This is a genomic window from Streptomyces sp. NPDC004051, from assembly GCF_053604275.1.
Window position 1 is genome coordinate 223,940 of the sequence record NZ_JBSGHG010000006.1, and the last position, 8,383, is coordinate 232,322.

Here is an 8,383-nt window from a genome sequence, read left to right on the forward strand (position 1 = left end):
AGCGGATCAGCTCACCTTGATCTGGTCGTACACGGGGACGCTGAAGGGGTTGAGCTTCACGTCGGACAGCCGCTCCGACCAGCCCGCGCTGCCGTTCTGGTACCAGAGCGGGATGGCGGCCATGTTGTCGCGGACGACCTCCTCGGCCTGCTGGAACAGGCTGATGGCCTTCGCGTTGTCGGTCTCGCGGTTGGCCCGGTCGACGAGGTCGTCGAACTCCTGGTCGGACCACTTGCCGTCGTTGGAGGAGGCGTCGGTGTAGTAGAGCGGCTGGAGGAAGTTCTGGATGAGCGGGTAGTCCATCTGCCAGCCGGCCCGGAACGGGCCGCTCATCTTCTGCCGGGTGATCTGGTTGCGGAAGTCGGCGAAGGTGCCGACCGGGTTGCCGGTGCAGGCGCGTTCGTCGCCGAGCGCGTTGTTGATGGAGTTGCAGACGGCGTCGATCCAGTCCTTGTGGGAGCCGGTGTCCGCGTTGTAGGTGAGGGTGAAGCGGCCGCCGGGCAGGCCGCCGCCCTCCTGGATGAGCTTCTTGGCCCGGTCGGGGTGGTACTCGCAGGCGTCCCCGCACAGGCCGGCCCGGTAGCCGCCGTCCTTGCCGAGGACCGGGGAGGTCCAGTCGGTGGCGGGGGTGCGGGTCCTGGCGAAGATGGTCTCGGTGATCTGGTCCCGGTTGATCGCCATGGACAGGCCCTTGCGGACCTTCTCCGATCCGGAGGTGTTCCAGGCCTCGTCGTAGAACGGGAAGGCGAGGGTCTGGATGATGCCGGCGGGGGTGTTGAGGTAACGGCCGTCGAGGTCGTTCTCGACGTTCTTCAGCTGGGCGGCGGGGACGTCGTCGACCAGGTCGAGGTTGCCGGCGATGAGGTCGGTGTAGGCGGTGTTGTTGTCGGTGTAGACCTTGAGGTCGACGCCGCCGTTCCGCGCCTTGTCGTCGCCGGGGTAGTCGTCCCAGGCGCGCAGGGACATCTGCGAGCCCTTGGCGTACGAGTCGACCAGGTACGGGCCGTTGCCGACCGGCTTGGCGACCCAGGCGGCGTGGTCGTCGAAGAAGGCCCGGGGCAGCGGGGCGAAGGCGGCGTAGCCGAGGGTGTCGGGGAAGGTGGAGAACTTCTGGGTGAGCTCGACGGTGAAGGTCCGGTCGTCGAGGACCTTCAGGCCGGAGAGGGTGTCGGCGCTCTGCTCGCCCTCCTCGGGGTGGACCTTGTCGTAGCCCTCGATGTAGCCGAAGAAATAGGCGTTGCGCTGGTTGTTCCGCAGACCGGCGCCGTAGTTCCAGGCGTCGACGAAGGACTTCGCGGTGACCTTCTCGCCGTTGCTGAAGGTCCAGCCGTCCTTGACGGTGATGGTGAAGTTCTGCGAGTCGGAGGTCTCGATCTTCTCGGCGAGCATGTCCTGGGCCGCGCCGGTCTCCGGGTCGTAGCGCTTGAGCCCCCGGAAGATCATGTCGAGGACCTTGCCGCCCTGCACCTCGTTGGTGTTGGACGGCTCCAGCGGGTTCTGCGGGTCGCCCCAGGAGGCGCTCAGCACCGCGCCCGCGTCACCGCCGCTGCCGCCGCCACCCCCTCCGCCGCAGGCCGTCGCCGCGAGGGCTGCCGCCACCGCGCATACGGCCCATCTGGCGTGCGTGGCTCCGCGCATGGAGTTCCTCCTCGTACGTACGCGGTGGTGCGCCGATCCGTCGCACCCATATCAACGCAAAAGGTGCGCCGCGTGGACGTGCGACACCTGCACGCGCGGAACTCCAGCCGTATGTACGTATGAGCGGCTCTCCATACGGTTTCCGTACGTTTCCATACGTTTCCGTACGGTCTCCCTACGGAGGGGGCGGGTCCGAAGACGCCGGAACCCGGCACCCCTGCGCAGGGGTGCCGGGTTCCGGGCAGTCGGTCGGACGAGGGCGTCAGGCCGCGTGGACGACGTCCTTCTCCTCGGCGAAGTGGCAGGCCGACTCGTGGGCCGCCGGGGTGTCCGAGCCCTTGAAGCGCTCGGGAACCGCCAGCAGCGGGACCTCCTCGGCGCACTTGTCCTGCGCCTTCCAGCAGCGGGTGCGGAAGCGGCAGCCCGACGGCGGGTTGGCCGGCGACGGCACGTCACCGGTGAGGATGATCCGCTCCCGGCCCTCGCGGGCCGCCGGGTCCGGCACCGGGACCGCCGACAGCAGCGCCTGGGTGTAGGGGTGCGTCGGGTGGTCGTAGATCTGGGTGTCGGTGCCGATCTCGGCCATCTTGCCGAGGTACATCACACCGACGCGGTCCGAGATGTGCCGGACGATGGACAGGTCGTGCGCGATGAAGAGGTAGGAGAGGTTGAACTCGTCCTGCAGCTTCTCCATCAGGTTGATGACCTGCGCCTGGACGGACACGTCCAGCGCGGAGACCGGCTCGTCGCAGATGATGATCTCGGGGTTGAGGGCCAGGCCGCGGGCGATGCCGATGCGCTGGCGCTGACCGCCGGAGAACTGGTGCGGGTAGCGGTTGATGTACTCCGGGTTGAGACCCACGACGTCCAGCAGGTCCTGGACCTTCTTGCGCCGCTCGCCCTTCGGGGCGACCTCGGGGTGGATCTCGAAGGTCTCCCCGATGATGTCGCCCACCGTCATCCGGGGGTTCAGCGAGGTGTACGGGTCCTGGAACACCATCTGGATGTTCCGGCGGACCGCCTTCAGCGCGCGCCCGGACAGCTTGGTGATGTCCTGGCCCTTGTAGAAGACCTCGCCGGCGGTGGCCCGCTCCAGGTTCATCAGGAGCTTGGCCACCGTGGACTTGCCGCAGCCGGACTCGCCCACGATGCCCAGGGTCTCGCCCTGGTACAGGTCGAAGGAGATGCCGTCGACGGCCTTCACCGCGCCGACCTGCTTCTTGAACAGGATGCCCTGGGTGAGCGGGAAGTGCTTCACCAGGTTGCGCACCTGGAGGATCGGCTCACCGCGCTCCACCGGCGCCTCGAGCGCGGCGACCTCCTCCGCCTCGGTCCGGGCCTCGACGACCTCCACCTCGGAGACGTTCGGCGTGGCGTCGGCCGGCGCGTCGTTCTTGCTGAGCTCAGCCATGGAGCGTCTCCTTCCAGAAGTGGCACGCCGAGCCACGGCCGACCAGCTCGGTTCCGTCCGGCCCGGCGACCGGGTGCAGCGGCGGGACGTCCGTGCGGCAGACGTCCTCGGCCCTGGGGCAGCGCGGGTTGAACGCGCAGCCGCTCGGGATGCGCGTCAGGTTCGGCGGCAGGCCCTTGATCGCGTACAGCTCCTGGCCCTTCTGGTCCAGGCGCGGGATCGAGTCCAGCAGGCCCTTGGTGTAGGGGTGCGCCGGCTTCTTGTAGAGCTCGTGCACCGGGGCCTGCTCCACGATGCGGCCCGCGTACATCACCGCGATCTTGTCCGCGACGTCGGCGACCACGCCGAGGTCGTGGGTGATCAGGATGAGCCCCATGTTGTACTCGCGCTGCAGATCCGCCAGCAGGTCCATCACCTGGGCCTGGACGGTCACGTCCAGGGCGGTGGTGGGCTCGTCGGCGATGATCAGGTCGGGCTCCAGGGCCAGCGCCATGGCGATCATGATGCGTTGGCGCATGCCGCCGGAGAACTGGTGCGGGTAGTCGTCCACCCGCGCCGCGGCGGCCGGGATCTTCACCCGGTCCATCATCTCGATGGACCGGGCCTTGGCCTCCTTCTTGGACAGGCCCTGGTGCACCCGGTACATCTCGCCGAGCTGGTAGCCCACCGAGAGCACGGGGTTGAGCGAGGAGAGCGCGTCCTGGAAGATCATCGCGATCTTGTTGCCGCGGATCTTCCGGCGCTCCTCGTTGGACATCCGCAGCATGTCCTGGCCGCGGAAGAGGATCTCGCCCTTGGGGATGCGGCCGGGCGGCATGTCGAGGATGCCCATGATCGCCTGGGCGGTGACGGACTTGCCGGAGCCGGACTCGCCGAGCACGGCGAGCGTCTCGCCCGCGGCGACGGAGTAGTTGACGCCGTTGACGGCCTTGGCGACCCCGTCGCGGGTGTGGAACTCCACGTGCAGGTCGCGGACTTCGAGCAGCGGACGGCCGCCGTCCCGGGCGCCGTCCGGCGCGGGGCTCCCGGCCGTTTCATCGATGATGGTCACGTACGCCTCCCTCAGCGCAGCTTGGGGTCGAGGGCGTTGCGTACCGCATCGCCGAACATCAGGAACGAGAGCACCGTGATCGAGACCATCACCGACGGGACGAGCAGGGTGTGGGGGGCGATACGGAGCTGCTCACGTCCACGCGCCACGTCGCCGCCCCAGGACACGGCCGTGTCACCGAGGCCCACGCCCAGGAAGGACAGGGTGGCCTCGGCCGCGATGTAGCCGCCGAGCGCGATGGTCGCCACGACGATGATGGGCGCGACCGCGTTGGGCAGGATGTGCCGGAGCATGATCCGGGAGGTCGAGGCGCCGAGCGCCTTGGCGGCCACCACGTAGTCCGACTGCTTGATGGTGATCACGGCGCCGCGGGCGACACGGGCGATCTGGGTCCAGCCGAGGAAGGCGAGGGCCAGGATGACGACCAGGACGGTGCGGTCGTCGAAGGAGTTGAGCACCACCAGGGCGCCGAGCAGGAACGGGATGCCGAGGAAGATGTCGGTCAGCCGCGAGAGCAGGGTGTCGGTCCAGCCGCCGAAGTAGCCGGCGACCATGCCGATGGCCGTGCCGAGAACGGTGACGGCGAGGGTGACGCCCACACCGACGGTGATCGAGGCGCGGGCGCCGTAGACGACACGGGCGTAGATCGAACGGCCCTGGACGTCGTAGCCGAACCAGTCCGGAGCGAAGAAGTGCCCCCAGTTCGGCTTGCCCAGGTAGTGATTGGCCAGGTCGGCGTCGCGCGGCGAGGCGCTGGTGAACAGTCCCGGCCAGGCCGCCATCACCAGCAGGAACACGATCAGCACGCTCGAGACCAGGAACAGCGGGTTGCGCCGCAGGTCGTGCCAGGCGTCGGACCAGAGGCTGCGCGCCTTGTCGGGGGCCGGGCCGGAGTCGGTGACGACGACGGCCGCGGTGCTCACGGTGTCCCCGGGGAGGGCGTCGACCTTCTTCTCGATGGTCTTGTCAGGCATACCGGATCCTCGGGTCCAGGACCGCGTAAAGCAGGTCGACGATCAAGCTGGTGGCGAGGTAGATGAGCACCATCAGCGAGGCGATGCCCACGACCGTGGCACCCTCACGCCGGCTGAGCGCCTCGTAGATCTCGATACCGATGCCCCGCACGTTGAAGATGCCCTCGGTCACGATGGCGCCGGTCATCAGGCTGCCGACCTCGATGCCGAGGAAGGTGACCACGGGGATCAGCGAGTTGCGCAGCAGGTGGACGCCGATGACACGGCGGCGCGGCAGCCCCTTGGCGATGGCGGTGCGCATGTAGTCGGAACGCAGGTTCTCCGCGATCGACGTGCGGGTCAGCCGGGCCACGTAGGCGAGGGAGAGCGACGCCAGCACGATGGCGGGAAGCGCGAGTTGGGAGAAGTTCGTCGAGTCGGTCACCGTGGGTGTGGTGACGGACCACTTGAACGCGAGCAGGTACTGCAGCAGGAAGCCCAGCACGAAGGACGGCATGGAGACGAGGAACAGGGTCAGCGTCAGCAGTCCGCGGTCCCGCAGCGTGTCGGGGCGCAGGCCGGCGACGACACCGAGGCCGATGCCCACGAGCGTGACGAAGGTGAAGGCGAAGATCGTCAGCCTGATCGTCACCGGGAACGCGTCGGCGATGACGTCGCTGATGGGCCGCTGACTGGCGATCTGGGTGCCGAAGTCGCCCTGGACCAGCCCGCTCATGTAGTTGACGTACTGGTGCAGCAGCGGCTGATCGAGGCCGAGGTCCTTCTTGATGCTCGCGACCACCGCAGGGTCGTACGCCTGGTCCCCCATCATCGCCCGGACGGGGTCGCCGGGCAGGGCGTACATCATGCAGAAGATGAGCAGAGTCGATCCGATGAAGACCGGGATCATCTGGAGCAGTCGTCGTGCGACATAGCGCCCCATAGGTGCCTCCGTGAGGGGTTAACGCAGGTGGGGGGCCGCCTCCTGGTGACGAGACGGCCCCACGCACCTCCCACCGCCGCCTGAGCGGCGGCGGGCTTACGGCCGAGTGGGAAGATCCCCGAGGATCCTCTTACTTGGTGGTGACGGCCCACACTTCGAGGTCACCGTGGAAGTCGACGTTGACGTTGTCGACGTTCTTACCGTGGCCGCCGTTGATGCGGTAGTACCAGAGCGGGATGGCCGGCATGTGGTCGACCAGCTTCTTCTCGACCTCCTGGAAGGCCTTCACCGACTCCTCGAGGGAGTCGGCCTGGTCCGCCTTGTTCATCAGCTCGTCGATCTCCTTGTTGGAGAACCGACCGTTGTTGGCCTCGGCGGTGGTGTGGTACAGCTCCTTCATGAAGTTGGCGTTGACCGGGTAGTCGGCGACCCAGCCACCGCGGTACATGCCCTTCACCTGGTCGTTGTCACGGGCCTCGAGGTCCGTGGCGAAGTCCGGCTTGGGGTCGCCGACGCAGTCGACACCGGTGGCGTTGCGGATGGACTCGCAGACCGCGGTCACCCACTCCTTGTGCCCGCCGTCGGTGTTGTACTGGACGGTGAACTTGTTGCCCGGAACGCCACCGCCCTCCTTGACGAGCTTCTTGGCCTTCTCCGGGTTGTACGTGAACACGTCGGTGTCCAGGTCCTGGTTGCCCTTGACACCGGGCGGGGTGAAGGACTGGGCCGGCGTGCGGGTGTTGTTCAGAACCGTCTTGGTGATCGTCTCACGGTCGATCGCCATCGACAGGCCCTGCAGGACCTTCGGGTCGATGTCCTTGAAGGTCTTGGAGTAGAACGCCGGGGTCAGCGTCTGGATGGCCGCGTACGGCTGCTCGATGGCGCCGGCACCGAGGTCCTGCTTGTACTTCGGCAGGTCCGTCGGGCCGACCTGGCGGATCATGTCCAGGTTGCCGGAGACGACGTCCTTGTAGGCGGCCTCGAGCGTCGTGTAGGCCTTGAACTGGACGCCCTTGTTCTTCGCCTTGTTCGGGCCCTGGTAGTCGTCCCAGGCCTTGACCTGGATGAGCTTCTTGTGGTCCCACTTCTCGAACGTGTAGGGACCGTTGCCGACCGGCTTCTGGCCGAAGGCCTTCGGGTCGTCGTGGAAGACCTTGGGCAGCGGGGCCCACGTGGAGTAGCCCAGCTTGTAGTTGAAGTACGGCATCGTGTACTTCAGCTCGATGGTGAAGGTGTGGTCGTCCACGGCCTTCAGGCCGGACATGGTCTCGGCCTTCGGGTCGCCCTTCTTCGGGTGGACGTCGTCGTAGCCCTTGATGTCCTGGAACCAGAAGGAGTTCTGCTGGTTGTTCTTGATGTTGGCGTACCAGTTCCAGGCATCGATGTACGACTTGGAGGTGACCTCTTCGCCGTTGTGGAACTTCCAGCCCTTCTTGAGCTTGACCGTCCACGTCTTCGAGTCCTCGGTGGTGACCGACTCGGCGTTCGTGTAGACGATCTCGCCCTTGGCGTCGAAGTCCAGGAGCTGGGTGAACAGGGCCTGGATGACGTACGAGCCGTTGGCCTCGTTGGTGTCGGCCGGAATCAGCGGCTTCTGCGGTTCGCCGACGTCGATCGAGACGTATCCCGCAGGGCCGGAACCCTTGCTCTTCCCCTCGTCGCCGCCGTCGCCGCCGCCGCAGGCAGTAGCAGCCAGCGCGACGACTATCGCACCCGCGACCCACTTGGCGCTCTTGGCACCGCGCATGGGTTCCTCCTCATGAGTCCATTGGTTCACCGCAAAGAGGAGCACACGACATCTCACCGCCCACCGCCCGTCGCCGGTGTCGGAGATAGTCAGGTGCCCCCGCGCTCGTAAGTCGGCGCCGTCGGCGCGCGACCCGTTCATCCGAGCTCTACGCGCCTAACTATCTGCCATTCGCCACCGGCCGAACCACACCCCCGAGGTATCGGTTCGATCACAGCCGGGTCCTACATCTTCCAAAATCCGGACAAAGCATTTGGCGGAAGATCCCTGCGAAACGGACTTGTTACACATCTATCGGGGGTGCGTGTCCGTATATCGGACACCGATGTAAGGAAAACCCGTTGCGGGTAACGTGGCCACCGCCCAGGCTGCCCTTCAGGGCCACCGTGCGCTCAACGCGCCTGGCCGACAAGGGCGTTGCCCGACGAAGCGCGGCTTCCGCCTTTTCCCGGACAACGCCGGGCTCGCCGGCCGTCGCACCGGTCCGCTTCCGGAGCAGACTAGTGCGAGTCGGCCAGTTCAGGGTCGTATCCCGGCCAGATCGAGGAACGCGCCGTCCCCGATGAAGGCGATCACCGGCCGGTCCGGGTACGCGAAGCGCGCCGCGATCGCGTACGGCGTCCCCGGGCCCATGGTCGCC

6 protein-coding genes and 1 pseudogene are annotated in these 8,383 nt (G+C 67.1%); all 7 read right to left on the bottom strand.

Annotated elements, in window-relative coordinates; genetic code table 11:
* Window positions 1-6 precede the first annotated feature (6 nt).
* Window positions 7-1,638: a peptide ABC transporter substrate-binding protein gene (locus ACWEQO_RS10460; RefSeq protein ID WP_452981131.1), complete on the bottom strand. Its 1,632-nt coding sequence runs from the start codon at window positions 1,636-1,638 to the stop codon at window positions 7-9.
* Between the two features lie 262 nt (window positions 1,639-1,900).
* The gene (locus tag ACWEQO_RS10465; RefSeq protein ID WP_361461513.1) at window positions 1,901-3,049 is read right to left on the bottom strand and encodes an ABC transporter ATP-binding protein; all 1,149 of its coding nucleotides are present in this window, start codon (window positions 3,047-3,049) and stop codon (window positions 1,901-1,903) included.
* The gene (locus ACWEQO_RS10470; RefSeq protein ID WP_452981135.1) at window positions 3,042-4,100 is read right to left on the bottom strand and encodes an ABC transporter ATP-binding protein; all 1,059 of its coding nucleotides are present in this window, start codon (window positions 4,098-4,100) and stop codon (window positions 3,042-3,044) included. The genes ACWEQO_RS10465 and ACWEQO_RS10470 overlap by 8 nt, the downstream gene beginning before the upstream one ends.
* A gap of 11 nt (window positions 4,101-4,111) precedes the next feature.
* The gene (locus ACWEQO_RS10475) at window positions 4,112-5,074 is read right to left on the bottom strand and encodes an ABC transporter permease (RefSeq protein ID WP_361461519.1); all 963 of its coding nucleotides are present in this window, start codon (window positions 5,072-5,074) and stop codon (window positions 4,112-4,114) included.
* Entirely contained in the window at window positions 5,067-5,996 is a 930-nt protein-coding gene (locus ACWEQO_RS10480; RefSeq protein WP_361461522.1) for an ABC transporter permease, read from the bottom strand. The genes ACWEQO_RS10475 and ACWEQO_RS10480 overlap by 8 nt, the downstream gene beginning before the upstream one ends.
* A gap of 130 nt (window positions 5,997-6,126) precedes the next feature.
* Window positions 6,127-7,743, bottom strand: coding sequence for a peptide ABC transporter substrate-binding protein (locus tag ACWEQO_RS10485; RefSeq protein ID WP_452981140.1), 1,617 nt, complete (start codon window positions 7,741-7,743; stop codon window positions 6,127-6,129).
* Between the two features lie 546 nt (window positions 7,744-8,289).
* Window positions 8,290-8,383: pseudogene (locus ACWEQO_RS10490) on the bottom strand (thiamine pyrophosphate-dependent enzyme); the annotation flags it as partial.

Coding starts and splice junctions, on each gene's coding strand:
- ACWEQO_RS10485 (WP_452981140.1), bottom strand. CDS start 7,743: ATGCGCGGTGCCAAGAGCGCCAAGTGGGTCGCGGGTGCGATAGTCGTC.
- ACWEQO_RS10480 (WP_361461522.1), bottom strand. CDS start 5,996: ATGGGGCGCTATGTCGCACGACGACTGCTCCAGATGATCCCGGTCTTC.
- ACWEQO_RS10460 (WP_452981131.1), bottom strand. CDS start 1,638: ATGCGCGGAGCCACGCACGCCAGATGGGCCGTATGCGCGGTGGCGGCA.
- ACWEQO_RS10475 (WP_361461519.1), bottom strand. CDS start 5,074: ATGCCTGACAAGACCATCGAGAAGAAGGTCGACGCCCTCCCCGGGGAC.
- ACWEQO_RS10465 (WP_361461513.1), bottom strand. CDS start 3,049: ATGGCTGAGCTCAGCAAGAACGACGCGCCGGCCGACGCCACGCCGAAC.